The sequence below is a fragment of the Acidovorax sp. 107 genome (assembly GCF_003058055.1).
GTDB lineage: Bacteria > Pseudomonadota > Gammaproteobacteria > Burkholderiales > Burkholderiaceae_C > Acidovorax.
Genome location: NZ_QBTZ01000001.1, coordinates 1681021 through 1705205, shown reverse-complemented (window position 1 = coordinate 1705205; position 24185 = coordinate 1681021). Strand labels below are relative to the sequence as shown.

Annotated in this window: 26 protein-coding genes; 12 read left to right on the top strand and 14 right to left on the bottom strand. The window is 66.7% G+C overall.

Going from position 1 to position 24185, the window contains the following annotated elements:
- Nucleotides 1-80: 80 nt before the first annotated feature.
- A complete protein-coding gene (locus C8C99_RS08120; RefSeq protein ID WP_108625431.1) occupies nucleotides 81-296 on the top strand; it encodes a YjfB family protein in 216 nt (71 codons plus the stop codon).
- Nucleotides 297-326: 30 nt separating this feature from the next.
- Here C8C99_RS08120 and C8C99_RS08115 read toward each other — a convergent pair whose 3' ends face one another.
- The 4 genes from C8C99_RS08115 to C8C99_RS08100 are packed head-to-tail and all read right to left on the bottom strand — an operon-like array spanning nucleotide 327 to nucleotide 5492.
- Entirely contained in the window at nucleotides 327-1472 is a 1146-nt protein-coding gene (locus C8C99_RS08115) for an FAD-binding oxidoreductase (protein WP_108625430.1), read from the bottom strand.
- Nucleotides 1473-1488: 16 nt separating this feature from the next.
- Nucleotides 1489-3051, bottom strand: a complete 1563-nt coding sequence (locus C8C99_RS08110; protein WP_108625429.1) for an amidase — start codon at nucleotides 3049-3051, stop codon at nucleotides 1489-1491.
- A 34-nt stretch (nucleotides 3052-3085) separates the two neighbouring features.
- Nucleotides 3086-4072, bottom strand: coding sequence for a tripartite tricarboxylate transporter substrate binding protein (locus C8C99_RS08105; protein WP_108625428.1), 987 nt, complete (start codon nucleotides 4070-4072; stop codon nucleotides 3086-3088).
- Between the two features lie 55 nt (nucleotides 4073-4127).
- Complete coding sequence (locus tag C8C99_RS08100; protein ID WP_108625427.1) at nucleotides 4128-5492, bottom strand: D-serine ammonia-lyase; 1365 nt, start codon at nucleotides 5490-5492, stop codon at nucleotides 4128-4130.
- Nucleotides 5493-5585: 93 nt separating this feature from the next.
- Here C8C99_RS08100 and C8C99_RS08095 point away from each other — a divergent pair, with 93 nt between their 5' ends.
- The 3 genes from C8C99_RS08095 to C8C99_RS08085 all read left to right on the top strand — a co-directional run bounded on the left by C8C99_RS08095 (nucleotide 5586) and on the right by C8C99_RS08085 (nucleotide 8333).
- Nucleotides 5586-6539 (top strand): LysR substrate-binding domain-containing protein, encoded by a 954-nt coding sequence (locus C8C99_RS08095; protein WP_108625426.1) that lies wholly within the window; start codon nucleotides 5586-5588, stop codon nucleotides 6537-6539.
- 75 nt (nucleotides 6540-6614) lie between these two features.
- Nucleotides 6615-6917 (top strand): helix-turn-helix transcriptional regulator, encoded by a 303-nt coding sequence (locus C8C99_RS08090; RefSeq protein WP_108625425.1) that lies wholly within the window; start codon nucleotides 6615-6617, stop codon nucleotides 6915-6917.
- Between the two features lie 39 nt (nucleotides 6918-6956).
- Entirely contained in the window at nucleotides 6957-8333 is a 1377-nt protein-coding gene (locus C8C99_RS08085) for a type II toxin-antitoxin system HipA family toxin (RefSeq protein WP_108625424.1), read from the top strand.
- Between the two features lie 127 nt (nucleotides 8334-8460).
- Here C8C99_RS08085 and C8C99_RS08080 read toward each other — a convergent pair whose 3' ends face one another.
- On the bottom strand, nucleotides 8461-9168 hold the full coding sequence (locus C8C99_RS08080) for a VIT family protein (RefSeq protein ID WP_108625423.1): 708 nt from the start codon (nucleotides 9166-9168) through the stop codon (nucleotides 8461-8463).
- Nucleotides 9169-9463: 295 nt separating this feature from the next.
- On the opposite strand from C8C99_RS08080, the gene C8C99_RS08075 reads away from it, so the two are divergent.
- Entirely contained in the window at nucleotides 9464-9748 is a 285-nt protein-coding gene (locus C8C99_RS08075; RefSeq protein ID WP_108625422.1) for a DUF6150 family protein, read from the top strand.
- Between the two features lie 109 nt (nucleotides 9749-9857).
- On the opposite strand, the gene C8C99_RS08070 is transcribed toward C8C99_RS08075, so the two are convergent.
- Nucleotides 9858-10703 carry a fumarylacetoacetate hydrolase family protein gene (locus C8C99_RS08070; protein ID WP_108625421.1) on the bottom strand — a complete coding sequence of 282 codons (846 nt, stop codon included), beginning with the start codon at nucleotides 10701-10703 and terminating at the stop codon, nucleotides 9858-9860.
- Nucleotides 10704-10959: 256 nt separating this feature from the next.
- Here C8C99_RS08070 and C8C99_RS08065 point away from each other — a divergent pair, with 256 nt between their 5' ends.
- Both C8C99_RS08065 and C8C99_RS08060 read left to right on the top strand, forming a co-directional pair.
- On the top strand, nucleotides 10960-11556 hold the full coding sequence (locus C8C99_RS08065) for a chromate transporter (protein ID WP_108627082.1): 597 nt from the start codon (nucleotides 10960-10962) through the stop codon (nucleotides 11554-11556).
- Nucleotides 11553-12167, top strand: coding sequence for a chromate transporter (locus C8C99_RS08060; RefSeq protein ID WP_056644263.1), 615 nt, complete (start codon nucleotides 11553-11555; stop codon nucleotides 12165-12167). Before C8C99_RS08065 ends, C8C99_RS08060 begins: the two co-directional genes overlap by 4 nt.
- 132 nt (nucleotides 12168-12299) lie before the next feature.
- Here C8C99_RS08060 and C8C99_RS08055 read toward each other — a convergent pair whose 3' ends face one another.
- From C8C99_RS08055 to C8C99_RS08040, 4 genes are all read right to left on the bottom strand, one after another.
- Nucleotides 12300-13466 (bottom strand): ABC transporter substrate-binding protein, encoded by a 1167-nt coding sequence (locus C8C99_RS08055; RefSeq protein WP_056644261.1) that lies wholly within the window; start codon nucleotides 13464-13466, stop codon nucleotides 12300-12302.
- A 193-nt stretch (nucleotides 13467-13659) separates the two neighbouring features.
- Entirely contained in the window at nucleotides 13660-14385 is a 726-nt protein-coding gene (locus C8C99_RS08050) for an NAD-dependent deacylase (RefSeq protein ID WP_056644260.1), read from the bottom strand.
- A 43-nt stretch (nucleotides 14386-14428) separates the two neighbouring features.
- Nucleotides 14429-15175, bottom strand: a complete 747-nt coding sequence (gene rlmB / locus C8C99_RS08045) for a 23S rRNA (guanosine(2251)-2'-O)-methyltransferase RlmB (RefSeq protein ID WP_056644258.1) — start codon at nucleotides 15173-15175, stop codon at nucleotides 14429-14431.
- Nucleotides 15176-15293: 118 nt separating this feature from the next.
- Complete coding sequence (locus C8C99_RS08040; RefSeq protein WP_108625420.1) at nucleotides 15294-15995, bottom strand: ABC transporter ATP-binding protein; 702 nt, start codon at nucleotides 15993-15995, stop codon at nucleotides 15294-15296.
- A 15-nt stretch (nucleotides 15996-16010) separates the two neighbouring features.
- Here C8C99_RS08040 and C8C99_RS08035 point away from each other — a divergent pair, with 15 nt between their 5' ends.
- Nucleotides 16011-16691 (top strand): arylesterase, encoded by a 681-nt coding sequence (locus tag C8C99_RS08035; protein ID WP_108625419.1) that lies wholly within the window; start codon nucleotides 16011-16013, stop codon nucleotides 16689-16691.
- Between the two features lie 15 nt (nucleotides 16692-16706).
- On the opposite strand, the gene C8C99_RS08030 is transcribed toward C8C99_RS08035, so the two are convergent.
- The 4 genes from C8C99_RS08030 to C8C99_RS08015 form a co-directional block, all read right to left on the bottom strand.
- Nucleotides 16707-16892 (bottom strand): hypothetical protein, encoded by a 186-nt coding sequence (locus C8C99_RS08030; protein ID WP_082576891.1) that lies wholly within the window; start codon nucleotides 16890-16892, stop codon nucleotides 16707-16709.
- Nucleotides 16893-16939: 47 nt separating this feature from the next.
- The gene (locus C8C99_RS08025; RefSeq protein WP_233247176.1) at nucleotides 16940-17809 is read right to left on the bottom strand and encodes a DUF2189 domain-containing protein; all 870 of its coding nucleotides are present in this window, start codon (nucleotides 17807-17809) and stop codon (nucleotides 16940-16942) included.
- A 126-nt stretch (nucleotides 17810-17935) separates the two neighbouring features.
- Nucleotides 17936-19174 carry a PLP-dependent transferase gene (locus tag C8C99_RS08020; protein ID WP_056644252.1) on the bottom strand — a complete coding sequence of 413 codons (1239 nt, stop codon included), beginning with the start codon at nucleotides 19172-19174 and terminating at the stop codon, nucleotides 17936-17938.
- Between the two features lie 56 nt (nucleotides 19175-19230).
- Entirely contained in the window at nucleotides 19231-19722 is a 492-nt protein-coding gene (locus tag C8C99_RS08015; protein WP_108625418.1) for a BON domain-containing protein, read from the bottom strand.
- 170 nt (nucleotides 19723-19892) lie between these two features.
- Here C8C99_RS08015 and C8C99_RS08010 point away from each other — a divergent pair, with 170 nt between their 5' ends.
- The 4 genes from C8C99_RS08010 to C8C99_RS07995 all read left to right on the top strand — a co-directional run bounded on the left by C8C99_RS08010 (nucleotide 19893) and on the right by C8C99_RS07995 (nucleotide 24173).
- Complete coding sequence (locus C8C99_RS08010) at nucleotides 19893-21581, top strand: SulP family inorganic anion transporter (protein ID WP_108625417.1); 1689 nt, start codon at nucleotides 19893-19895, stop codon at nucleotides 21579-21581.
- A 91-nt stretch (nucleotides 21582-21672) separates the two neighbouring features.
- On the top strand, nucleotides 21673-22446 hold the full coding sequence (locus tag C8C99_RS08005; protein ID WP_108627080.1) for a GGDEF domain-containing protein: 774 nt from the start codon (nucleotides 21673-21675) through the stop codon (nucleotides 22444-22446).
- A 10-nt stretch (nucleotides 22447-22456) separates the two neighbouring features.
- A complete protein-coding gene (locus C8C99_RS08000) occupies nucleotides 22457-23311 on the top strand; it encodes a MinD/ParA family protein (protein ID WP_015013942.1) in 855 nt (284 codons plus the stop codon).
- An 85-nt stretch (nucleotides 23312-23396) separates the two neighbouring features.
- The gene (locus C8C99_RS07995) at nucleotides 23397-24173 is read left to right on the top strand and encodes a sulfurtransferase (protein WP_108627079.1); all 777 of its coding nucleotides are present in this window, start codon (nucleotides 23397-23399) and stop codon (nucleotides 24171-24173) included.
- The last annotated feature ends 12 nt before the right edge of the window (nucleotides 24174-24185 follow it).

The following is a 24185-nucleotide window of genomic DNA, read 5'->3' as shown; positions in this document are numbered from 1 at the left end:
CCAGGAATAGCTGCACATGTAACAGCGCTCAAGCCTCGCGCAGCCGTGCCGATAATCCTCCATTGCCCCAAGGAGTCACCATGGACGTCGCCCTGACCAACAGCATCGTCAACACCGCTACCAACCTGGCCAGCGCCAAGACGTCGGACGCCTTGAACATGGTGGTGCTGAAAAAGGCGCTCGACATGCAGGCCGTGTCGGCCAGTACCCTCATCGACGCCATGCAGCAGTCCATGCCCCAGCCTGCGCTGGCCACCAGCGGCACGCTGGGCACCAACGTCAACACCTTCGCCTGAAGGCCCGGGGCCGCCTGCCCCGCCGGTAGTTCAGCGCAAACGCGCCGGCGACAGCCCTTCCACCTCCAAGCCCTCGCGCACCAACTCTTCGGCCAGCGGCTCACCCCGCAACAGCTGCCGCGCCAGCAACGAGGCGCCCGCCGCGCTCTGAATCCCATACCCGCCCTGCCCGGCTAGCCAGAAGAAGCCGGGCACATGGTTGTCCCAACCGATCACCATGTCGCCATCCGGCACGAACGAGCGCAGACCGGCCCAGGTGTGCGACGGGCGGCGGATCTGAAAGCGGGTCATTTCCTCGATGTGATAGATCCCGGTGGCCACGTCCAGCTCTTCAGGCACCACATCGTGTGGATGGGTCGGGTCGGCATTGGCGGGAGAACCCAGCAACTGGCCCGCATCGGGCTTGAAGTAAAAGCTCTCGTCGACGCCCACCACGGCAGGCCAGTGGGTGGCGTCCATGTCCTCTGGCACGGGGAAGGTGAACGCCGTGCGCCGACGCGGCTCCAGCCCGATGGGCGCCACACCCGCCAGGCCCGCCACCACATCGGCCCAGGCGCCCGCAGCGTTGACGATGGTGGGGGCGGCAAACACCCGCCCGTCGGCCAGCGTCACCTGCCACACAGTGCCTTCGCGGCGCACAGCCGTCACCTCAGCGTGGGTCAGCACCTGGCCGCCGCGCTGGCGCAGGCCGCGCAGGTAGCCCTGGTGCAGGGCGTTCACATCAATGTCGGCCGCCTCAGGCTCGCTCATGCCTGCGGCGACGGCCTCGGGCTTCAGGCAAGGCAGCATCGCCAGCAGCTCGGCCCGCCCCACCCATTGCACATTGGGCGAGGTGGCATGCGCTTCCTCGTAGGTCTGCTTCAGCAAGTCCAGTTGGTCCGGCCCGGCCACGTAGACCACGCCCCGGGGCGAGAGGATGGGGTCTGCGCCAAACTCAGGCGGCGGCGCATCGTAAAACGCGCGGCTGGCCCGGGTCAGCGCCTGGATGTTGGGCGTGCCATAGGTCGCCATGTAGAGCGCGGCCGAGCGGCCGGTGGTGTGGTAGCCCGGCTGCGATTCACGCTCCAGCAGCAGCACGCTGGCGCCCTGCCCTGCGGTGCCGGGCTGCACCAGTTGCCAAGCCACGGAGGCCCCGGCAATGCCCGCGCCAATCACGATGGTGTCTACGGTTTGCATGGTCGGTGACTCCTTTTCAAACGGCTGACACCTGCGCGGCCGATGCCGCACGGTCGTCACGCGGCAGGGTGCGGGCGTCGCGGGGGTCTGGTGCCAAGGTCACGATGGAGGTCAGCGCAGGTACGGCGCGCGTCTGCGTCAGCTTGGCGATGTCGGGCCGGGGCCGTGCCAGCCCTGCAATGCCCTTGAACGCCTGCTCCAGCGCATGCCCCACGCCCAGCGTGTGCCGGTCGGCGCGGAAACGGCCCACGATCTGCAGGCCAAACGGCATGCCAGCGTCGTCCAGCCCGCACGGCAGGCTCAGCGCCGGGTGGGTGGTGAGTGTGGTCACATAGGTCAGCGCCAGCCATCGGTAGTAGTTGGCCTGCGGCTCGCCGTTGATATGGCTGGCGAACAGCTCGGTCCAGGCGAACGGCGACACGGGTGTGGTGGGCGCGAGGATGATGTCGTAGTCCTCGTACAGCTTCTGGAACCGCGCCAGGATGCGTGTCTGCTCGGCCTGCGCCCAGGCGCTGTCCAGCAGCGTCATGGCGGCGCCCATTTCGTAGTTGGCGCGGGTGTTGGGGCCCAGGCTGGCGGGGTCGCGCTCGTAGGCCTCGCGCGTGCTGGCCACAAAGGCCTCGGCACGCAGCACATCAAAGCAGCGGTGCACATCGCCCAGGTCGATATCGATGGCATCGCAACGGGCAAACAGGTGCTTCATGGCCTGCACCTTGTTGCGAAACACGGCGCGGATACCGTTGTCCACTGCGCAGGCGCCAAAGTCCTCGGTGTAGGCCACGCGCAGGCGGCTCAGGTCCACCGATTCGGGCAGGAGGAAACTCATCGGGTCCAGCGGGTAGCTCAGCGGATCACCTGCGGACATGCCCGCCGATGCAGCCAGCTGCAGGCAGGCTTCTTCCACCGTGCGGCCCATGGGGCCCACCACCGAAATAGGCGTCCAGCCCAGCAGCTTGCGCGAGCTGGGCACCACGCCGGGCGATGGCCTGAAACCCACCACGCCACAAATGGACGCCGGAATGCGCAGCGACCCACCCGTGTCCGAGCCCGTGCACACCGGCAGCATGTCGCACGCCAGCGCAGCGGCCGAGCCGCCCGACGAGCCCCCGGCGTTCAGGTTCGGGTTGAACGGATTGCCCGTGGCGCCCCACACCGTGTTGCGCGAATTGGCGCCGGCGCCCATCTCGGGGATATTGGTCTTGCCCGTGACGATGGCGCCCGCTGCGCGCAGGCGCGCCACCAGCACGTTGTCCTCGGCCGGAATGTGCTCGCGGTAGATCTGCGATCCGTAGGTGGTCAGCAAGCCCGCCGTGGCCTCCAGGTCCTTCACGCCCATGGGCAGGCCATGCAGCAGGCCTAGCGGCTCGCCGCGCAGCACCGCCTGCTCGGCCGCCTTGGCCTCGGTGCGGGCGCGGTCGTAGCAGGTGGCGGTGACGGCATTCACATGCGGGTTCACGGCCTCGATGCGGGCAATGCAGGCGTCGAGCAGTTCCACCGGCGAAATCTCGCGCGTGCCAATGCGGTGGCGCAGTTCGTTGGCCGTCAGCTCAACCAGGGCTTGGGGGTTTGTGGTGGTCATCTCGGGCTTGTCTCCTTGTTCTGGTCACACGGGCTCAGTCTGCAGTGATGGCGGCACGCTGTGCAATGGCGCGCATCAGCGGCAACTCCTTGTCAATCAGCTCGGCCAACACCTTGGACGAAGCATAGGACGGCTCGAACCCCACCGCGATCATCTTGTCACGCGTCTCGGGGTCTGACACCACCTGGGCCAGCGCCAGTTCCAGCCGCGACTTCACGGCCGGTGGCAGGCCACGCGGCGCCACCATGGCCAGCCAGGTGTCCATCTCCAGGCCCGGGTAGCCGCTCTCTGCCAACGTGGGCACCTTGGGCAACAGGGCCGAGCGCTTGCCAGACGTCACCGCAACGGCCTTGATCTTGCCGTCCTTGAGCTGCGGCAGCGCGGCCGACACGGTATCGACAGTGAACGGAATCTGCCCGCCGAGCAGGTCGGTCATGGCGGGCGCACTGCCCTTGTAGGGCACATGCTGAATCTTCAGACCCGCCGCGCGGAAGAACATCTCGCCCGCAAACTGCGACGTGGTGCCCGTGCCGAACGAGCCATACGAATACTTGTCGGGAGCCGCCTTCACCAGGGCCACAAACTGCTTCAGGTCGTTGGCAGGCACATCCTTGTTGGCGAGCAAGATCAACCCCGTGCGGCCCGTGATGCCGATGGGCTCAAAGCTCTTGACCGGGTCGTACGGCAGCTTGGCGCGCACGGCGGGGTTGACGGTGAAGGTAGTGCCCGAACTCATCAGCAGCGTGTAGCCATCGGGCGCTGCCCGCGCCACCGACGTCGCGCCAATCACCGTGCCTGCCCCCGCGCGGTTGTCGATCACCACGCTCTGGCCCAGTTTGTCACCCAGCTTTTTGCCAATCAGGCGGCCCAGCACGTCGGTGGCGCCACCGGGCGGGAACGGAATCACCAGCGTGATCGGCTTAGAGGGGAAGGCGGCCTCCTGCGCCATGGCCGGGGCCCATGCAGTGGCCCCCAGGGCGGCACAGACGGCGGCAGACAAAAGCAGTTGCTTGCGGTTCATGGCATGGCTCCAGAAAAAAGTGAAAAGAAAAATGAGAGAAGAAGGTGCTCAGCAATCAGGCCTGCGCAGCCAGCACGGCCCGCCCGCGCTGCACAAAGCCCTGGTACTGCACATCGGGCACCAGCAGGCCGCCCGTGGTCCACACCAGGTGGGTGGCCTGGTGCAGCACGGCGTCGATACCCGTGCTGCGCAGCCAGGCCTGCCCTGCCGTAGTGCCGGTCAACATCGCCGGGCCGCTGAAGCCTGCGGCGGCCGAGGGCTCGATGCGCTCGCCCAAGGCGTCCAGCACCCGCACCAAGTGCGCGAACAAGTTGTCGTCAGCGACAGTGAACACGCCCGACAGCAGCGGCCGCATCAGCTCGGCCGCCAGCAGCGATGCACGCGGCACGGCCAGGCCGTCGGCCTCGGTGCGATTGGTCAGGCCCCAGTCGTACACCGAGGGATGCTGCCCCACACCTTGCGTTGCATCGGCCATCATTTGCACCATGAAGCACGGCGACTGCACCGGCTCGGCAAAAAAGCAGCGCACATGCGGCCCCAGCACCTGCCGCAGGCCAAAGGTGATGCCTGCGGGCGCACCGCCCACGCCGCAGGGCAGGTAAACGATGAGCGGGTGCTCGGCATCCACCGCCACGCCCTGCTCCACCAGCTGCTTTTGCAGGTGCAGCGCCGCTGCGCTGTAGCCCAGCAGCAGCGAGAAGGATTGCTCGTCGTCCACAAAGTGGCACAGCGGGTTACTGGCCGCCTCGGCACGCCCAGCGGCCACGGCACGCTCGTAGTCGCCCGCGTGCTCCACCACCTGCACACCCCGCTGGCGCAAGCGGTCTTTCTTCCATTCCTTGGCATCGGCCGACATGTGCACCGTGGCCTGAAAGCCCAGGGCCGACGCCACCACGCCAATACTCATGCCCAGATTGCCCGTGGAGCCCACCGCCACCTGGTAGCGGCCCAGCACCTCGCGCGCCCGCGGCGTGGCCAGCGCGCGGTAGTCACCACCCGGCTCCACCAGCCCATGCTGCAGCGCCAGTTTCTCCGCAAACTCCAGCACCTCGTGCATGCCACCCCGGGCCTTGATGGAGCCGGCGACGGGCAGGCTGTGGTCGGCCTTGATGAACAGTCGGCCTTGCCCCTCGGCCATGCCCAATGCGGGCTGCAGCGCGGCGGCGGGCAGCAGGGGGGACTCCACCACACCACCTGTTGCGGCCAGCTCGGGGAACACATCCGCCAGCAGTCCTGAAAAACGTGCCAGACGCTCAGCCGCCGCTTTCGTATCATCCAGACTAATGGTTCTCCCTAGTGCGGGCAGCGCCGCGGCGGGCCGTGCCTGCCGGGCCGGATTGCTCCACAGGGCAGGCTGGGCGTTGCGCAGGCGAGTGGCCAGCAGGGCATCCACAGTGGTTGAAGGTTCGGCAAGTGTCATGGCGCATTCATCTCGGTATGTCTTGCCCACATTCTTCGCCCGTCACGCGCCTGTCACAAGCCATTTATATTGAGCAAAGTATTAGTATTAATAATGGACATTCGCCTCTCCCCTTCCTTGCTCGCCTGGCTGCGCAGTTTTGATGCAGCGGCGCGCCACGGCAGCTTTACCAAGGCGGCGGCCGAGCTGTGCATCACCCAGGGGGCGGTGAGCCAGCAGGTCAAGCAGCTCGAAGACTGGCTGCGCCGCCCCCTCTTCTTGCGCGCCCCGCGCGCGCTGGTGCCCACGCCCGAGGGCAAATGGCTGGCCGTGGTACTGCGCGAGAGTTTTGACGCCATCGAAAGCACCCTGGCCCAGATGCGCCAGCCGGCCGAGGCCGCCACCGCCACGCTGAGCTGCTCGCCCTCGTTCGCCATGAGCTGGCTCACGCCCCGGCTGGGCGACTTCTTTCGCCAGCACCCGCACACCGGGCTGCGCGTGTTTGGCGAGTTCCACACGCTGGACCGCACCCGCATGGTGCGCGACGGCGTGGAGGCCGCCGTGCGCTTTGACCTGGGCGGCTACCGCGACCTGAACGCCACCGTGTTTCTGGACGAATGGCTCATCCCGGTGGCCAGCCCCGAGTTCCTGGCCCGGCACCCGCCCGTTACCACGCCCGAGGATCTGCACGGCGACTGGTTGCTGCACGACGGCAGCGCCTGGGACGGCGCCGACACCTATGAGGAATGGCAACACTGGTTTGCGCAAAGGGGCACCCCGCCCCCGCCCTGGGCGGGCGGCCAGCAGTTCAACCTGTCGCAACTGGCCCTGGGCGCCGCATTGGCCGGCCAGGGCATTGCCATGGGCCGCGCCGCGCTGGTGCTGCAGGACGTGAAGGCCGGGCGCCTGGTGCCGCTGCTGGGGCACAGCGTGCCATCGCGCGCGGCGTATTCGTTTGTGACCACCACCCACCCTAGCCCGGCGATGGAGCTGGTGCGGGAGTGGCTGGTGCAGGAAGCGCAGCGGTTTTGCGCAGAGCGCAGCGAGGTATTGCCTCCATTGGCTTAGCCCTAAGCCGACTATGGTGCAGATATTTTGTATATTTATCTACTCTTTAATCAATTAAAGAGTATAAATAGACTCATGCCAACCGATCTTATTCCCACCCTCGCAGCCGCCCGCAAAGCCCACCAGATGACCCAGGCCCGGCTGGCCGAGCACGCAGGCCTCTCCCGCATGACCGTGCAGCGCACCGAGGGCGGCGATCTGGACCCCCGTTATTCCACCCTGGCCGAAATGGCGCGGGTGCTCGGCATGGACATCATTGCCGTGCCCAGCAGCCTGCGTCCTAGCCTGGAGGCGTTCATTCAGTCCGGCGGCAAGTTTCTGGGCCAGCCCGAAGGGGTGGATGCGCCCCCCTCGGTCGTGGACAGCCTGCGCCGCTGACCCTGGCGACACCCCACCGCACTGCCTGGCCCAAGCCCCATGAGCACTTCCATCCGCTACCTGCGCCTGTACCTGCACCGCCCCCCGCAGGCGGACGGCAGCGCGGGCGCGTCAGGCGCGACAGCAAGCCGTCGTGAGGCCATTGGCTACCTCTCGCAGTACGGCGACATCCTGCGGGTGTCGTTTGACGAGGGCTACATCCGCAACCCGCAGCGCCCCACGCTGTCGCTCAGCTACCAGGGCGCGGACGAGGCGGCCACGCAGCAGATCCTGGCGTCGGCGCGCGATGCGCGGCTGGTGCGCACCGATGGGCGCTGGCCGGTGTACTTTCAGAACCTGCTGCCCGAGGGCCACAACCGCGAGCGGCTTGCGCGCGAGCGCGGCTGCAGCCCCGACGACGAGTTCGAGCTGCTGGCCGCTGCAGGCCACGACCTGATGGGCGCACTGGAGGTGGAGCCCGTGCCCGCGCAGGATGGCATCCCGGACGTGGTGCGCTACTGGCACACCACCCAGGGGCTCGACGTGCTGGAGCCGGGGTTTGTGGAGTTCCCGGTGGAAGACGCCGCCTCGCTACCCGGCGTGGTGACCAAGTTCAGCGCGGTGCAGGACGGCCGCCGCTACACCGTGCACCGCCAGGGCGCGGCGGGCAGCGTGATCCTGAAGCTGCCCACCACCGCACACCCCGATCTGGTCGCCAACGAGTACACGGGCTACCAGCTGTGCAAGGCACTGGGCCTGCACTGTGCCGATGTGCGCGTCATCACCCGCGCCGAGGCCGACCTGCCCGACGCCGTCCCATTCAACGACATCCTGGCCGTGCAGCGCTTTGACCACCTGCCCGGCGGCGCCCGCGTGCATATGGAGGAGTTCAATCAGGTGCTGGGCTACACGCCCCGCCAGAAATACGGCAAGTCGCACGGCAAAGGCGTGCTGCAGGACTGGGCCACCATGCTGCGCGTGCTCAACCGCCTGAGCCGCCAACCGGTGCAGGACACGCGCGAGTTTCTGGCGCGCATGGTGGCGTTCATCCTGATGGGCAACACCGACGCGCACCTGAAGAACTGGGCCCTGGTCTACCCCGACGGCCGTGTGCCGCAGCTGGCCCCGGTGTATGACCCCGTGTGCGTGGCCGCGTTTTTTGAAGGCGCGCCCGACCAGCAATACGCGGTGAACCGCGCCATCGACAAAACCCTGCGGGCACTGACCTGGGACGACATGGAAGGCCTGATGAAATCCGCCGGGCTGCTGCGGGTGCCCCGGCACCTGGCGCTGCTGCGCGATGTGGTGAAACAGGCCCATGCCGACTGGCCGGCGCTGCTGCACGACGCGCCACCGGCCGTGCAAGCCACCGTACGGCAACGACTGGCCGGTATGACGGTGCTGGGCCAGCTCCCCGGTCACCGTGCCATGGGCTGATATCGAAATACTCTTATTTTGATAGCTGGCCGAGTAGTTATTACCGGCGCTACAGGTCGATTTGATTCAAATTTTCGCGCAAGGGGTGACCGCACGGCCACCGGTTTGTGGGGCCAGTTGGTGGTCCTCACACAGGCGCACCGAACCACGCTCCCACGCCCGCCGTGATGGCCATGGCCAATGCGCCCCAGAAGGTCACGCGCCAGGCACCCACTGCCATGCCCGCGCCCCCTGTGCGGGCCGCCACCGCTCCCAGCAGCGCCAAAAAGACCAACGCAGTGCCCGCTACCCAATACAGCAGGCTGCCTGCAGGCGCCACAGCCGCCACAGCCAGCGGCAACGCGGCCCCGACAGCGAAGGCGGCGGCCGATGTGATGGCGGCCTGCACCGGGCGCGCTGCCAGGGCGGTGGACACATGCAGCTCGTCCCGCGCATGGGCGCCCAGGGCGTCGTGCGCCATGAGCTGCTGCGACACCTGCTGGGCGAGTTCGGGGGTAAGGCCCCGGCCCACGTAGATGGCTGTCAGCTCACGCAACTCGGCGGCGGGGTCGGCAGCCAGCTCGGCGCGCTCGCGATCGAGGTCGGCCTTTTCGGTGTCGGCCTGCGAGTGCACGGACACGTACTCGCCCGCAGCCATTGACATGGCACCCGCCACGAGCCCGGCCACCGCCGTCATCACGATGGTGGACTGGCTCGACTGCGCAGCCGCCACGCCCACCACCAAGCTGGCGGTGGAAACGATACCATCGTTGGCGCCCAGCACGGCGGCACGCAGCCAGCCAATGCGGTCGGTACGGTGGCCCTCCAGGTGCAGGCGGCGCGTGGCGGAGTTCATAGGCAGGTCCTTATGCAATGGAGCCGACTGGCAGCGTAGGGGCAAGCGGGCGGGAGAGCCACCGCCCAGCACGAGAGCGGCAGCGGGCGTCCTAGTGGCCGAGAATAACCTCCCTGCTGCGTCGCGGGCCCTCGCGGCAGCCACGGCCATCGCTGCGTTTTGTATTTTGCGTTTTGCGTTTGCGTCTTGCCCCGCATGCCGCGCAGTGGGGTGGGTATCTACCGCTGCGCAGCATGGCGGAGTTCGGCCCAATAAGGTGCCGACCGTCGGTTGTCCCCCTCACAGGAGATTGCGCATGGCAAAAATTCTGGTGGCAACGCAGGCCCACAAAGCCGGCGCAAAGGTGTTTGAAGTGCCTTATGAGAGCCAGGCCGACCTGTGCTGGTATGAGATGCCCCACGCAGAGCAGGCCGAAGGCGACGCGGTCTGGTGTTTTGTGGAATACGAATCCCAGGCCACCTTCAGCATCTTCCGGGTGAAGTATGAAAGCCAGGCGGACCTCAAGACCTTCAAAGTCAAGTACCGAGAACAGGCCGGCTGGCGCAACATGGGGCATGCGCTCAAGGGCCGGCTGGACTGACCCGCTGAGAAGCAGCGGGTCAGGCTGGTCGTGCCGCCGTTGCACATCCGTGCAGCATCACTGCTGCGCGCAGTGCCCCGCTGTAGCTCCTCAGCCTCTCACCCGCCCCTCAGCCACCCACGCATTTTTGTACCTGCTCGCCCAGCCCCGTGGCGCCCAGCCGCATCACGTCACCGGTCTTCAGGAACCACGGTGTGGGCTTCTGCCCCAGGCCCACGCCTGCAGGGGTGCCGGTCAGGATGAGATCACCCGGCTCCAGGGTCAGGAACTGGCTGATGTAAGACACCACAGTGGGCACACCAAAAATGAAATTGCGCGTGCTGCCGTTTTGCACGCGCTGGCCGTTCACCTCTAGCCACAGGTCGATGGCGTGGGGGTCGGCCACCTCGTCGGCTGTGACCAGCCAGGGGCCGATGGGCGCGAAGGTGTCGTAGCTCTTGCCCTTGTCCCACTGGCCGCCGCGCTCGATCTGCCAGGCGCGTTCGGACACATCGTTGGCCAGTACATAACCGGCGACGTGGCTCAAGGCATCGACCTCGGCCACATGGCGGGCGCGGGTGCCGATGACGATGCCCAGCTCCACCTCCCAGTCGGTCTTAGTGGCGCCAGGCGGGATGCGTACATCGTCGTTGGGGCCGGTCAGCGCGGTCACGGCCTTCATGAACAAGACCGGCTCGGCGGGTGGCTGCATGCCCGCTTCCTTGGCGTGGTCGGCATAGTTCAGGCCCACGCACACGATCTTGCCCACCCCCCCCACCGGGCTGCCCAGACGGGGCGAGCCATACACCGCGGGCAAGCGGCTGGCATCGATGGCGGCCAGCGCTGACAAGGTGCGGGGGTTGAGCTGTGCGGGGCCAATGTCTGGCAGCAGCATGGACAGGTCGCGCAGCGTGCCCTGGGCGTCCACCAGGCCGGGGCGTTCTGCGCCAGGCTGGCCGTAGCGAATGAGTTTCATGGGGTGTCCTTGTCTCTTTGTGAAGTGATGCACGCTCTCAGGCATACCACCCGGCAGCATAGCGGCAGACCACCGTACGCGCATGCACCATTGACCGCCCCAGGCTTGCCCGATGGCGACGCCCCGGCACCAGCGTACCGCCTGGCGCGCGCGTAACATCGCGGGGGCCACCGCATCACTGGATAGCTATCACAATGATAGCTATGAAGGCATGAATCACTGGCGCATCAGCCACTTTTCACTCAATTTTTCACCCATGGCACCCGCCACAGCCTCGCCCCCCAACATCGAAACGCCTGCGCGCCCGCAGCCCCGCAATCCGGCCGATCTGTTCTGGTCTTTCACCTGGCTGGCGCTGCAGGGCTTTGGAGGGGTGCTGGCGGTGGTGCAGCGCGAGCTGGTGGAGAAAAAGCGCTGGATGACGAACGAGGAGTTCGTCGAGGACTGGGCCGTGGCGCAGATCATGCCGGGCCCCAACGTGGTCAACCTCAGCATCATGATCGGTGACCGCTACTTCGGCCTGCGCGGCGCGTTTGCGGCGCTGGCGGGCATGCTGACCTTTCCGCTCATGCTGGTGCTGGCACTGGCGGTGGTGTATGCACAGTTCTCTGCCCAACCGGCCGTGGCCGGGGCGCTGCGTGGGATGGGGGCCGTGGCGGCGGGCCTGATTGCCGGGGTGGGCATCAAGCTGTTTGCCTCCATCCGCAACCACCCGCTGGGCCGTCCCCTGTGCCTGGCCATCACCGGGCTGACCATCGTGGCCATGGCCTGGCTGCGCTGGCCACTGTTCTGGATCCTGCCAGTCATCGGCGGGGCCGCCTGCCTGCTGACCTGGAGAAGGCTCGCACCATGAGCACCGCAGCCCCCCTCACTGCACCGCTGATGGCCCTGAGCCCCGGCGATTGGCTCAACCTCTTTCTGTACTACCTGTCGCTGTCGCTGCTCGCCGTGGGCGGCGCCATTGCCACCGCGCCCGACATGCACCGGTTCCTGGTCGAGCGCCAGGCGTGGCTGACCGACCCGCAGTTCAACGCCTCCATCGCCATCGCCCAGGCGGCACCGGGCCCGAACGTGCTGTTCATTGCCCTGCTGGGCTGGAACGTAGGCATCAACGCCGGCGGCCCGGGCGTGACCGGCTGGCTGCTGGGCGCCCTGGGCATGGCGGTGTGTATGCTGGGCGTGATGCTGCCCAGCAGCCTGCTGACCTGGACGGCCACACGCTGGGGCCACCGCAACCGAGAGCGGCGCGGGGTGCGCGCGTTCAAGCAAGGCATGGCCCCGGTCGTGATCGGCCTGCTGGTGGCCACGTCCTGGGTGCTGGCCCGCGCCCATGGCGAATGGACCACCGACTGGCCCCTGTGGCTGCTGACCGCCGTGGCCACGGTACTGGTCTGGCGCACCAAGCTGCACCTGCTATGGATGCTGGGCGCGGGCGCATTGCTGGGGGCGCTGGGGCTGGTCTAAGTACCCTGTTCAAAGCCCTTGGGCACGGCATCGCACTCTCCGGTGCGAATATCAAAAAAGGCCAGCGCATGCGCTGGCCTTTTTGGTTAGGGTCTGCCGGTTTTGCTGCTCACTCGGCGTCCTGTCAGCGCATCAACTGATCCGGCGGCCGTTTTCTGCGTAGATCGCCAGGTAGATGGCATCCGAGCCGATGTAAGGTGCCTTGTTGCCAAAGCCCACGTTAAAGTCGCCAAACGACAGCGACCGGATGGCCATCAGCCCGGCGCGCAGGCGCTCGCGTGTGGGCTCCTTGCCCGCGTTCTTCAGGCCTTCGATCATGATCTGTGCGTTGAGCCAGCCCTCCAGCGCGCTGTTGCTGTTCAGGAACGCCGGGTCCCCGCCCGTGGCCTTCATCGTGGCCTGGAACTTGCGCACCGCCACCGATTTTTGCGAATTGGCATCGGGGAACACCTGAACCAGCGCCAAGCCGCGCGTGGAGGCCGCCAGCTTGGGCAGCTCCGACGAGATCACCGTGACGGACAAGCCGGCCAGCGGCACACCCTGCGCCTTGGCACGGAAGGCCTGCACAAACGCGGTATTGGCCGTACCCGTGGTGGCCAGCAGCACGGCGCCCGGGCGCTCGGCCGCCACCTTGTCGGCCAGCTCGGCGCCGTTCTTGCCGTCTACGGCCAGCGCAAACTCGCCACCGCGCTCGACCTTGATCTCGTCCAGCGCGGCGGACATGTCCTTGAGCACCTCTTTGCCAAACGGGTTGTCCAGGTACACCACCGCAATGCGCTTGAGGCCCATGTCCACGATCTGCTTGACCAGGCGCTGGGTTTCTTCGCGGTAGCTGGGACGCAGGAAGAACACGTGCTTGTTGGCCGCTGCACGCAGCGATGTGGCGCCCGTCACCGGGCCCACGGTAGGGATGCCCTTGGACTCAATCAGCGGCAGGATGGACGCGGTGTTGGCTGTGCCCAGCGGCGAGATCAGTGCGAACACCGACTGCGCCTCCACCATCTCGGTCACGTTCTTGAGGGTGCGCGCAGCCACGTAGCCGTCGTCCTTGACCTCCATGCGGATCTCGCGGCCTAACACGCCACCGGCGGCATTCACCTCGGCAAACGCGGCCTTCATGCCCGCCACCTGCTCGATACCTGCCTGCCCCAGCGGGCCCGTCAGGGCAATGGAGCAGCCGAGGGTGACGGAGCGAGCGGTCAGGGCCTCTTCGGCCGCCATCGCGGTGTGGGCCCATGCGGGAAGACCAGTGGCGGCAACGGCCTGGGTGGCACGCAAAAGAAAGTGGCGACGGCTCATGATGGTGTGGAAGGCGGATAAAACAAAGGTGGGGCAGGCTACCGGCCACCGCGCCTTCGCGCCTGTCCGCTGGGCGACAACAGGCACCTTGAGCACCACAAACCAGGGTTTCTACCGAGCCTCGTGGGTCTTCCAGGCGACACCCTTGGTGATTACTCGTGCGCCCCCGAGCGCACTTATGCCCTGCCCGGCCTCATTCGCCCAGCAATTGCGGCAGCACCGTCGCCGCCGTGCCGCACAGCACCCCCTGCGCTACCTCGTCCAGCGCACTGGGCGCGGGGTTGAGCACCACCACCCTGGCACCGGCGGCCCGTGCTTGGTGGGCCAGGCCCGCGGCGGGGTACACCGCACCGGCCGTGCCCACCACCAGCATCAGGTCGCACTGGGTGGCCGCCTGCTCGGCGGCTTCCAATGTCGCCAGCGGCAAGGACTCCCCAAACCACACCACGCCCGGGCGCACCAGGTTGCCGCAGCGGTCGCAGTGCGGCGGGTGGCCGGCCACTGCATGGTCGATGACGCAGCAGTTGCGCGGGGTGTCGAGCCAGCGGTCCTGGAAGATGTCGCCGTGCAGGCAGAGCACGCCAGTGCTGCCCGCGCGCTGGTGCAGGCCATCCACGTTCTGGGTGATGAGGGTGATACGGTCGGGGTGGCGGCGCTGAAAGTCCGCCAGCGCCAGATGCCCGGCGTTGGGCGACACGCTGGCCAGCAGGTCGCGCCGGTACTGGTACCAGTCCCACACGCGCTGCGGGTGGGCGCGAAAGCCTGATTCGGTCGCCATGTCTTCGGGGCGGAACTGTGCCCAGTACCCCGTCTGCGCATCGCGGAAGGTGGGCACGCCCGACTCGGCGCTGACCCCGGCGCCCGTCAACACGGCGATGCGCTGGCTTTGCCGGACCCAGGCTTTCACGGTGTCCAGCATGGTGCTTTCGGCTGTGGCGCCAAAGTAACCAAAGGGCCGAGGATCAAGTCCTCTGGCGCAGCGCTTCGTACAGGCACACGCCGCTGGCCACCGAGACGTTCAGGCTTTCGACCGCGCCCTTCATGGGGATGCTGACCAGCTCGTCGCAGGTCTTGCGCGTGAGCTGGCGCATGCCGTCGCCCTCGGCGCCCAGCACCAAGGCCACGGGGCCTTTCAGGTCCACCTGGTAGATGGTCTTGGGCGCATCGTCGCTGGTGCCGATGCACCAGATGTTGCGCTCCTTCAGTTCGTTCAGGGTGCGCGCCAGGTTGGTGACCATGAAGTACGGCATGGTCTCGGCCGCGCCGCTGGCCACCTTGGCCACGGTGGCGTTGATGCCCACAGCGTGGTCCTTTGGGGCGATAACGGCATGCGCGCCCGCTCCATCAGCCACTCGCAGGCAGGCGCCGAGGTTGTGCGGGTCGGTGACGCCGTCCAGCACCAGCAGCAGGGGCTGCTCGATGCCAGCGGCTTCCAGATCCTCCAGCAGCTCATCCAGCGAGGTGGCTACCTTCACGGGCTCTACCCGCGCGGCCACGCCCTGGTGGCCGTGGCTGCCAGCCAGCTTGGCAATGCGCACGCTGTCGGCTTCAATAAGGCGGGCACCGGCCTCGCGGGCACGGTCGAGAAACTGGCGCATGCGCGCATCGCGCCGCGTGGCTTCGTAGTAAATCTCGATGATGGATTTCGGCGCGGTCTTCAGACGCACGCCCACGGCGTGAAAGCCGAAGAGAACTTTGGGGCTGGACATGGGGGGATTATCCGCTGGGCGCGACACCCTCCCTCAGAGCACTATCAATTTCATAGCTGCTTGCGTATGCTCCACTAGCGCCTGCGGTCTAAAAAGCTCAAATAATCCCGCTAACCCCTTACACCACGCGCCCTGCGTCGATGGTGATGCGCCGCTCGCACTGCGCAGCAATCGCGCGGTCGTGGGTCACCAGCACCAGGGTCGTGCCCAACTCACGGTTCAGCTCGAACATGAGCTTCATGATGGTTTCGCCCGTCGCGAAGTCCAGGCTGCCCGTGGGTTCGTCCGCCAGCAGCACGGCGGGTTGGACCACAAACGCCCGGGCCAGGGCCACGCGCTGCTGCTCGCCGCCCGACAGCACCTTGGGGTAGTGCGACAGGCGCTGGCCCAGCCCCACGCGTGCCAGCATCTCGGTGGCGGCTTTGCGCGCATCGCGGCGGTCGGCCAGCTCCAGCGGCAGCATCACGTTCTCCAGCGCCGTCAGGTTGCCCATGAGCTGGAAGCTCTGGAACACAAAGCCCACCTTCTGGGCACGCAGCGCGGCCCGCGCGTCTTCGTCGATGGCGAACAGGTCATGGCCGTCCAGCCGCACCGTGCCGCGGGTGGGCGTATCAAGCCCCGCGATGATGGACAGCAGCGTGCTTTTGCCCGAGCCCGAGGCACCAACGATGGCCGCTGTTTCCCTGGCAGCCAGGCGGAAATCGATATCCCGCAGAATGTCGAGGGTTCCGGTGGAATCCGTCACCGACTTGAACACATGCTCCACGGCAATGATGGGGGTGGCTAGCGGTGTCTTGGGCAGTGGGGAGGGTTCGGACATGAAAGGCTCTTTACTTTGATTCGCAATCTGCAGCAACGGCGCCACTTTATCCTGAGCGCATCGATCGGCGCGTTGGTGGGGCTTTGTGCGCCCACGGCCTTCGCGCAAGCCGCCACCAAGGCGGTGGCAGCCGGACGCACGCCGGTGATCCTGGTGCTGGGAGATTCGCTCAGCGCCGAATACGGCCTGGCGCGCGGCACGGGCTGGGTGGCGCTGCTGGAAAAGCAGTTGGCTCAAGACAAGGTCACGGCCACCGTGGTCAATGCCAGCGTGAGCGGCGAGACCACCTCGGGCGGCCGCTCGCGCTTGGCGGCGTTGCTGGCCCAGCACAAGCCCACGCACGTAGTGATCGAGCTGGGCGGCAACGACGCCCTGCGCGGCCTGCCGCTCAAGAACACCGAGGAGAACCTGACCTGGATGACCCAGACGGCGCAAAAGGCCGGAGCCAAGGTTTTGCTGGTGGGCATGCAGGTGCCGCCCAACTATGGCACCGACTACGCCAACAAGTTTGCGGGCCTGTTCACCACCGTGGCGCAGGCCCACAAGGCAGCGGCGGTGCCGTTTTTCTTGAAAGGGGTAGCGGACGGGCCGGACCCGACGCGCCTGTTCCAGCCTGACCGCATCCACCCCCGCGCCGAAGCGCATCCGCAGATGCTGGCCAACGTGTGGCCAGAGCTGAAAAAGTTGCTGCGCTAAAACGCAGCCAAGAACTCAGGCGCCTGCGGAGGGCTGCCCGGGATCACCTGCATCGCCCGCTGGCTGGTCGTCAGCGGGCTGGTCATCCCCTTGCGGATCGTTCGGCCTGCGCTGTGTTTTGGCCCTCAGCTTCTCTTCCTTTTTTTGTTTTTTGGCGAGTTCGCGCTGGCGTTTTTCGTATCCGTAGTTGGGTGTTGCCAAGGTAGTAGCTTCCTGAAGTTGAGACCCACTGTAACAGCACGGGGCTTTCAGGCCCCCGCCGGGGGGCGCTGCAGCGGGATGACGGACGCCCGGTACGCATGCCAGCTGCCAAAGCCCAGCACGGGCCCCGCCAGCACCAGGCCTACGCCCCAGAACCACAGCGAGGCGGCCACGATGAGGGTGATCAATGCTCCCCACAACAGCATCACCCCGGTGTTTTCGATCACCACCCGCATGCTGGTGATACCCGCAGTCAGCGCGTCGGTGTCACGGTCCAGGATCATGGGGATGGATACCACCGAGGTCGAAAACACCAGCCCCGCAAACACGCCGCCCACCACCATGTACACCGCCACAAAACTCCAGTTTTGCGGGTTGAACACTGCCTGAAGCACGCCGGTAGTCGACGGCATGCCCGTATTGAAGAACACCGCAAACACCACCAGCGACGCACGGCCCCATAGCAGCTCCAGCACCACCAGCACCAGCACCAGCATGCCCATGCTGCCCATGTGGCTGTCCCAGCAGGTGAGTGACTCGCTGAGCTGGGGTTGGAGGCCCGCTTCGCGCCGGCGGCTGGTGTCATACAGCCCCATGGCCAGAAACGGGCCCACCAGCAGACAGCCGCTGGCCAGCGACATGGTGTATTCGGGCCGCGTGCGGAATACCCAGCCCAGCACTACGGCCATGATCCAGAAGCACACGCCGTAGAACGCAGCGATGCCGGGCGCAGCGCGCACGTCCTCCAAGCCGCGCCGCAACCACCGGAATGGGTCGGCCAAGCGCAAGGGTTGCAGTTGTACAGGCTGCGCGGTCTGGGCCTTCACGCGGCTGGCAATGGCCTCGGCGTGTTGGGACTCTGAAGAACCGGGCGCGCTCGGCGCATCAGGGGCGGGCTTGGACGATGTCACGGTCATGCCGCCACACTAAGCCCGGCGCCGCCGCAGCGCCACTGAGGAAAGCCCGTATCCCGCCCGCGTTCCGCTCATGCACGCCCGGGTTCCAACGCCAGCGGACAACGACGCATTCGCGCCCCGCCGGACTCAGGCTGGCGGGAAAGCGCGCTCCATCGCCTGCTGCAGATCGCGCCGCAGATCCTCCACGGCCTCCAGCCCGATCGAAAACCGCACCAGCGTGCCCGGCTTCAAATGGGCCGGTGGGCGGCTGCGCATGCTGGCGATGTTGTAGGGCACGACCAAGCTCATGGGGCCGCCCCAGCTGTAGCCCAGCTTGAACAGTCGCAGGCCGTCGCAGAACGCATCCACCTGCTGCTGCGTGTAACGGGCGTCGATCATCACACTGAACAGGCCGGCTGCAAGCCCCTGGCCGCCCTGCGCTGCACCACAGAGGGCCTTCCAGTGCGCATGGCCGGGTGCGCCTTCCAGTGCGGGGTGCAGCACCTGCACGACGGCTGGCTGCTGCTGCAACCAGCGCGCGAGGCTGCGGGCAGCCTCATCATGGGCGCGGTAGCGCAGCCCGATGCTGGGCAGCGCACGCAGCACGGCCTCGGCGTCGTTGGCCCCCACCCCCAGGCCCAGCCGCATGTGCGTGAGCTTGATCTTCGTATGCAGGCCCAGGTCGCGCGTAATGACGCTGCCCATGAGCACGTCACCTCCGCCACTGGGGTACTTGGTGAGCGCGTGGGCCGAAATGTCCACACCCAGGCTGCCATCGCCGGTAAGGTCAAACGGTGCAAACGCAAGGCCCGCACCCCAGGTGTTGTCCAGCGCGGTCGTCACGCCACGCGCGCGGCAGATGCGTACCTGCTCGCACAGGTCGGGGAACTCCATGCTGACCGAACCCGGGGCCTCCAGCCAGACCAGCCGGGTGGCCGGGGTGATACGGGCCGCAAGATCGGCAGGGTCCAGCGGATCGTAGAACACGTGGGTGATACCGAACCGCGCCAGCTCGCCGTTGGCGAGGTCTTTGCCGGGGCCATAGGCGTTGTCCGGGATCAGCACCTCGTCCCCAGGCTGGAGCAGGGCGAGCCCCACATTGGCAATGGCGGCCAGGCCGCTGGGCACCAGCACGCACTGCAGGCCGCCTTCCAGCGCGCACAGTCGTTCTTCAAGAATGAAGGTAGTGGGCGTGCCGTGCAGCCCGTAGGTGTAGCCGCTCTTGTCCTTCCACTCGCGCGAGCGCATGGCCGCGACATTGGGGAAGATGACCGTGGAGGCCTTGTACACCCCCGTTTGAGGGGCTACAAACCCGGCCGGAGGCTGGTAGTCGTGGTGGACGATGCGGGTGGCAAGATCAATGTCGTGGTCTTTCATGCCAGCCATGGTAGCGCGGCACCGGGAGCGAACCCGGGCGCCGCAGTGGGGCGGTCAGCGGGGTATCAACCCGCCGTCACGACCAGTTGGTTGTTCACCGAGGTCACGCCGCTCACGCCTTTGGCGATGGTTTCGGCGCGGTCCCGGGCCACCGTGGAGGGTGCGGGGCCGTTGAGCGTGACCTTGCCATTGACCGTATCCACGTTGATCTTGAGTGCACTCAAATCGGGGTCTTTGGCCAGGCCGGCATTCACCTGGGCGGTGATGGTGGCGTCGTCCAACGCGCCCTTGGCCGTATTGGCAGCATCCTTGGCGGTGGCTTCTGCGTTGGCAGCGCCCTGCTCCATCTTGGTCTCTGCCTTCTGCATGGCGCCCTCGGCCTTCACGCGGGCGTCGGCAGCTGCCTGCTCGGTCTTTTCGACGGCAGAGTCCAGACGCTGCCCCACTGTAGGCTCCTCGGTCTTGCTGCAGGCTGCCAATCCCAGGGCCAGTGCACTCACAGCCAGGATGCTGGCAATGCGATGGGTGGGTCGGTCGATCAGATTATGGGAATTCATGCAGTCACTCCTTGCGGTTGGTACAGGTGCAAACTGTAGGTAGCCGCTTTGGGGCTGCGGGTCGGACACCACCGAAGTGTCTGTAGGACGGGGGCGCCTGAACCCGCAATCTCTGCCCTGTCCCTTCGCCCGTCACTCGCCGCCCCCGGCGGCGCGCGACAATCGGCAGCATGACCCCGCAATCGCTCGCACGTTGGCTTCCGTTTCTGAAATGGCCCCGCCCCGACCGGCACCTGCTCAAGGGCGAGTTCTGGGCAGGCATGACGGTGGGCCTGATGCTGGTGCCACAGGGCGTGGCCTATGCCGCACTGGCAGGCATGCCGCTGGTCACCGGCATCTACGCATCGCTGATTCCGGCGCTGGTCGCCGTGCTGTTCAGCTCCTCCACCCGGCTGGGAGTGGGCCCCACCGCGCTGACCAGCCTGCTGATCGGCGCTTCGCTCACCGGACTGGCTGAGCCTGGCAGCGCGCAATGGGTGGCACTGGCAGCCTGGATGGCGCTGCTGTCAGGGCTGCTGCAGATGGTGATGGGCATGGCACGCTTTGGCTGGTTGCTCAATCTCGTGACCTCGCCCGTGCTCAACGGGTTTACGCAAGCGGCGGCACTGCTCATCCTGGGATCGCAGCTCGCGGCACTGACCGGGCTGCGGGCCGCCGACTGGGGCGCACTGCTATCTACGCCGTCGCCCGGACTGTTTGACCTGATGGCGGCGGGCTTCGGCCTGGGCAGCCTTGCCTTGCTGATGCTGGCGCGCCGCTGGCTGCCGCAGTTTCCGGCCGCGATTGTGGTGGTGGGTGCGGCAGGCGCCTTGAGCTGGGCCCTGGGCTACGCCGACGCTGGGGGCGCGGTGGTGGGCGCGTTGCCCTCGGGCTTGCCAGCCCCCTATTGGCCGGGCGCCCTGCCCTGGTCCAGCTTCAGCGCACTGGTCATGCCGGTGCTGGTCGTGACGCTGGTGAGCTTTCTCGAAACCGCATCGAGCGCCAAGGTGGAGAGCCAGCGCTCCAAGGAGCAATTGAACGAAAACCAGGATCTGATCGGCCAGGGCCTGGCCAAGATCAGCAGCGGCCTGTGCGGCAGCTTTGCCACCAGCGCATCGTTCTCGCGCTCGGCCATCAACCTCTATGCGGGCGCCAAGACGGGCTGGGCCACGCTGTTCGCCATCAGTCTGGTGCTGGTCGTGCTGCTGTGGCTCACGCCCGCGCTGTACCACGTGCCGCAGTCGGTGCTGGCGGCGGTGGTGGTCACCGCCGTCACCAGCCTCATCAAGCCGGGCACCCTGCTGCGGCTATGGCGCGTGTCGCGGGTGGAGGCGGTGATCGGCGGCGTCACCTTTGCCCTGACCCTGGCCACCGCACCCCGCATGTACTGGGGCGTGCTGGTGGGCCTGCTGATGAATCTGAGCCATTTTTTATACCAGCGCCTGCACCCGCGCATCATTGAGGTGGGTCTGCACCCTGACGGCAGCCTGCGCGACCGGCACCTGTGGCAGTTGCCACCACTGGCCCCCCGGTTGCTGGCGCTGCGCATGGACGCGGAGCTGGACTTTGCCTCCGCCAGCGCCCTGGAGCGGCGCGTGACCGAACACCTGGCCGCCCACCCCGAGGTGGTGCACCTGTGCCTGCTGTCGCAGCCCATCAACCGCATCGACGTGACCGGCGTGGAAACCTTTGCCCAACTGCTGGCTCAGATGGAGCTGCGGGGCGGCACTTTGCACCTGAGCGGACTGAAGCTGCCGGTAGAGCAGGTGCTGCGCCAGGCCGGACTGCTGGAGCTGCGCCCGGGCCTTGCCATGTACCGCACTGACGCCGAGGCGCTGGTGGCACTGCAGCAGCTTCCGGAGCCCGTGCCCAGGGCATAGACCGCATTTCAACGACGCAGCGCGCGCCTTGCGTTGGCCCTGTTCTTGCTGGCGCGCTGGTACACTTGCCCAACTTTTCTTGTTCCCATTTGTGTCTGATTCTGCGGCCTCTCATCTGGTAGATCTGCGCGACCTTCGCCTGGATACTGCCCACGCTCTGGTGGCTCAGGCCGGCGGCAGCGAGGCAGCACTGCACCGCGAGGTGCCCTCGCTGTACTTGCAAGGCCTGATTGACGGCCTGTGCGAGCTGTCTCTCAAAGACCCCCTCACAGGCTTGGCCAACCGCAGGCACTTTCGCGCCGTGCTGGAACGCGAGATCGACCGCGTCACCCGCTCGGGCGAAGCCGCCCTGCTGCTGATGCTGGACATTGACCACTTCAAAAAAGTGAACGACACCCATGGCCACCTGGCCGGTGACGTGGTGCTGCAGTCGGTGGGCCGCACGCTCAGCGCCTGTGTGCGCCCGATGGACACCCTGGCTCGCTACGGCGGCGAAGAATTTGCTGTGGTGCTTCCCGCCTGCCAGGCTGCCTTTGGCCGGGTCGTGGCAGAGCGCATCCGGCGCGCGGTGGCCAATACGGCCATCCGCATCTCCCCGACGGTGGAATTGAACGTGACGGTGAGCATTGGTGGCGCTTTTGCCATGCAGTGGATCCGCTCCACCACCCTGCTCTGGACCGACCGGGCCGACCACCAGCTCTACCAGGCCAAGGCGTCGGGCCGCAACCGTGTCAGCATCGAGGAACAACCCGACAGCACCGTCAGTGCCGAAGAGAAAAGCCTGTTGTTTGGCCCGCTCTACACCCCCTCGGGTTGGGGCGATCTGCCTCCACTGGACCCCAACCCAACAGGCAGCGCCTACTGAAAGTTAGATGATGAGCGACGCGCTGTCCCCCCAACCCACAACGCCTGCAGCCCCTGCAGGCCCTGCCGCCCCCCTGGCCTCGGCCGCTTCTGGCGCCCGCATCATTGCGGTGACCAGCGGCAAAGGGGGCGTCGGCAAGACTTTTGTATCGGCCAACCTGGCTGCGGCCCTCACCCGCCGGGGCCAGCGCGTGCTGGTGCTCGACGCCGACCTGGGCCTGGCCAACCTGGATGTGGTGCTGAACCTGCACCCAAAAATCACCCTGCACGATGTGTTCACCGGCAAGGCCGCGCTGGACGACGCCGTGATCGCCGCCCCTGGTGGCTTTGATGTGCTGCTGGCTGGCTCGGGCATGGTGGAGTATTCGCGCCTCACGCCCGAAGTGCGCAACCAGTTCCTGAACGTGATCCAGGCACTCACGCCCCGCTACGACGTGGTGCTGCTCGACACTGGCGCTGGTATCTCCGACGTGGTGCTTTTCTCTGTGTCGCTGGCCTCCGAGGTGCTGATCGTGGCCACGCCCGAGCCCACCTCGCTCACCGACGCCTATGCCGCCATCAAGGTGCTGGCCATGCAGCAAAAGCGCCAGCATGTACGCATGGTCATCAACCAGGCCGCACGCCCAGGTGACGGCCGTGCCATCACCAGCCAGCTGCAGCAGGTGCTCGACCGCTTTGTGAGCACCGAATCCGGCCGGCCCATGCGCCTGATCCACATGGGCGACATCCCGGCCGACCCTTCGGTGCGCGACGCCGTGATGCGGCGCCAGTTGCTGCTGCTGCAAACCCCCGGCTGCCCTGCTGCGCTGGCTATTGCCCAGCTGGCCAACAAGATCGAGTCCACGCTGCTGTCACCCGCGGCCTGACCCGAACACGCCTGGCAGCGTAATGCGCAGCCCGGCCACCGTGACCCACAGGCCCGCCAGCGGGCCTTTGTGCATTTTTACTGCCGTGAACACTACCGACACCGTCCTCAACATCTCCTGCTACAAGTTTGTGCCGCTGCCCGACGCCGCCGCGCTGCGCGAGGTGCTGCATGAGCGTGCGGTGGGCGCCCAGCTCAAGGGCACCATCCTGCTGGCGGAGGAAGGCATCAACTTCTTTTTGGCGGGCCCGGCAGACGCCGTGCGGGGTTTTGTCGCACAGCTGCGCACCGATAGCCGCTTTGCCGACCTGGAACCCAAGGAGAGCTGGTCGGCCACAGTGCCGTTTCGCAAGATGCTGGTCAAGGTCAAGCGCGAGATCATCCGCATGGACCACCCCACCATCCGCCCCGCCGCAGGCCGTGCGCCCTCGGTAGACCCGGCCACACTGCGCCGCTGGCTGGACCAGGGGCACGACGACGAAGGTCGCGAAGTCGTCACGCTCGACACCCGCAACGCCTTTGAGGTGGACGCGGGCACGTTCGACAACGCCATCGACTGGCGCATCGACAAGTTCACCGAGTTCCCCCCCGCCTTGCGAGCGCACCGGAACGAGCTGCAGGACAAGACGGTGGTGAGCTTCTGCACCGGCGGCATCCGCTGCGAAAAGGCCGCCATTCTCATGCGCGAGGAAGGCCTGTCGCATGTCTACCAGCTGGAAGGCGGCATCCTGAAGTACTTTGAGCTGACGGATGGCGCGCACTACCACGGCGGGTGTTTTGTGTTCGACGAGCGCCGCGTGCTGGACACGGGGCTTGCCACCGATGCTCCCGCAGCGGCCGCAGAAACCGCTATCAAATCATGAGCTGCCAGCGCT

Excerpts from the sequence above, each read along its gene's own strand:
- C8C99_RS08100 (WP_108625427.1), bottom strand. The coding sequence starts at position 5,492 with ATGACACTTGCCGAACCTTCAACCACTGTGGATGCCCTGCTGGCCACT.
- C8C99_RS08115 (WP_108625430.1), bottom strand. The coding sequence starts at position 1,472 with ATGCAAACCGTAGACACCATCGTGATTGGCGCGGGCATTGCCGGGGCC.
- C8C99_RS08010 (WP_108625417.1), top strand. The coding sequence starts at position 19,893 with ATGACCCCGCAATCGCTCGCACGTTGGCTTCCGTTTCTGAAATGGCCC.
- C8C99_RS08000 (WP_015013942.1), top strand. The coding sequence starts at position 22,457 with ATGAGCGACGCGCTGTCCCCCCAACCCACAACGCCTGCAGCCCCTGCA.
- C8C99_RS08085 (WP_108625424.1), top strand. The coding sequence starts at position 6,957 with ATGAGCACTTCCATCCGCTACCTGCGCCTGTACCTGCACCGCCCCCCG.
- C8C99_RS08060 (WP_056644263.1), top strand. The coding sequence starts at position 11,553 with ATGAGCACCGCAGCCCCCCTCACTGCACCGCTGATGGCCCTGAGCCCC.
- C8C99_RS08110 (WP_108625429.1), bottom strand. The coding sequence starts at position 3,051 with ATGACCACCACAAACCCCCAAGCCCTGGTTGAGCTGACGGCCAACGAA.
- C8C99_RS08070 (WP_108625421.1), bottom strand. The coding sequence starts at position 10,703 with ATGAAACTCATTCGCTACGGCCAGCCTGGCGCAGAACGCCCCGGCCTG.
- C8C99_RS08120 (WP_108625431.1), top strand. The coding sequence starts at position 81 with ATGGACGTCGCCCTGACCAACAGCATCGTCAACACCGCTACCAACCTG.
- rlmB (WP_056644258.1), bottom strand. The coding sequence starts at position 15,175 with ATGTCCAGCCCCAAAGTTCTCTTCGGCTTTCACGCCGTGGGCGTGCGT.
- C8C99_RS08065 (WP_108627082.1), top strand. The coding sequence starts at position 10,960 with ATGGCACCCGCCACAGCCTCGCCCCCCAACATCGAAACGCCTGCGCGC.
- C8C99_RS08095 (WP_108625426.1), top strand. The coding sequence starts at position 5,586 with ATGGACATTCGCCTCTCCCCTTCCTTGCTCGCCTGGCTGCGCAGTTTT.
- C8C99_RS08025 (WP_233247176.1), bottom strand. The coding sequence starts at position 17,809 with ATGACCGTGACATCGTCCAAGCCCGCCCCTGATGCGCCGAGCGCGCCC.
- C8C99_RS08050 (WP_056644260.1), bottom strand. The coding sequence starts at position 14,385 with ATGCTGGACACCGTGAAAGCCTGGGTCCGGCAAAGCCAGCGCATCGCC.
- C8C99_RS08090 (WP_108625425.1), top strand. The coding sequence starts at position 6,615 with ATGCCAACCGATCTTATTCCCACCCTCGCAGCCGCCCGCAAAGCCCAC.
- C8C99_RS08015 (WP_108625418.1), bottom strand. The coding sequence starts at position 19,722 with ATGAATTCCCATAATCTGATCGACCGACCCACCCATCGCATTGCCAGC.
- C8C99_RS08080 (WP_108625423.1), bottom strand. The coding sequence starts at position 9,168 with ATGAACTCCGCCACGCGCCGCCTGCACCTGGAGGGCCACCGTACCGAC.
- C8C99_RS08020 (WP_056644252.1), bottom strand. The coding sequence starts at position 19,174 with ATGGCTGGCATGAAAGACCACGACATTGATCTTGCCACCCGCATCGTC.
- C8C99_RS08040 (WP_108625420.1), bottom strand. The coding sequence starts at position 15,995 with ATGTCCGAACCCTCCCCACTGCCCAAGACACCGCTAGCCACCCCCATC.
- C8C99_RS08105 (WP_108625428.1), bottom strand. The coding sequence starts at position 4,072 with ATGAACCGCAAGCAACTGCTTTTGTCTGCCGCCGTCTGTGCCGCCCTG.
- C8C99_RS08075 (WP_108625422.1), top strand. The coding sequence starts at position 9,464 with ATGGCAAAAATTCTGGTGGCAACGCAGGCCCACAAAGCCGGCGCAAAG.
- C8C99_RS08055 (WP_056644261.1), bottom strand. The coding sequence starts at position 13,466 with ATGAGCCGTCGCCACTTTCTTTTGCGTGCCACCCAGGCCGTTGCCGCC.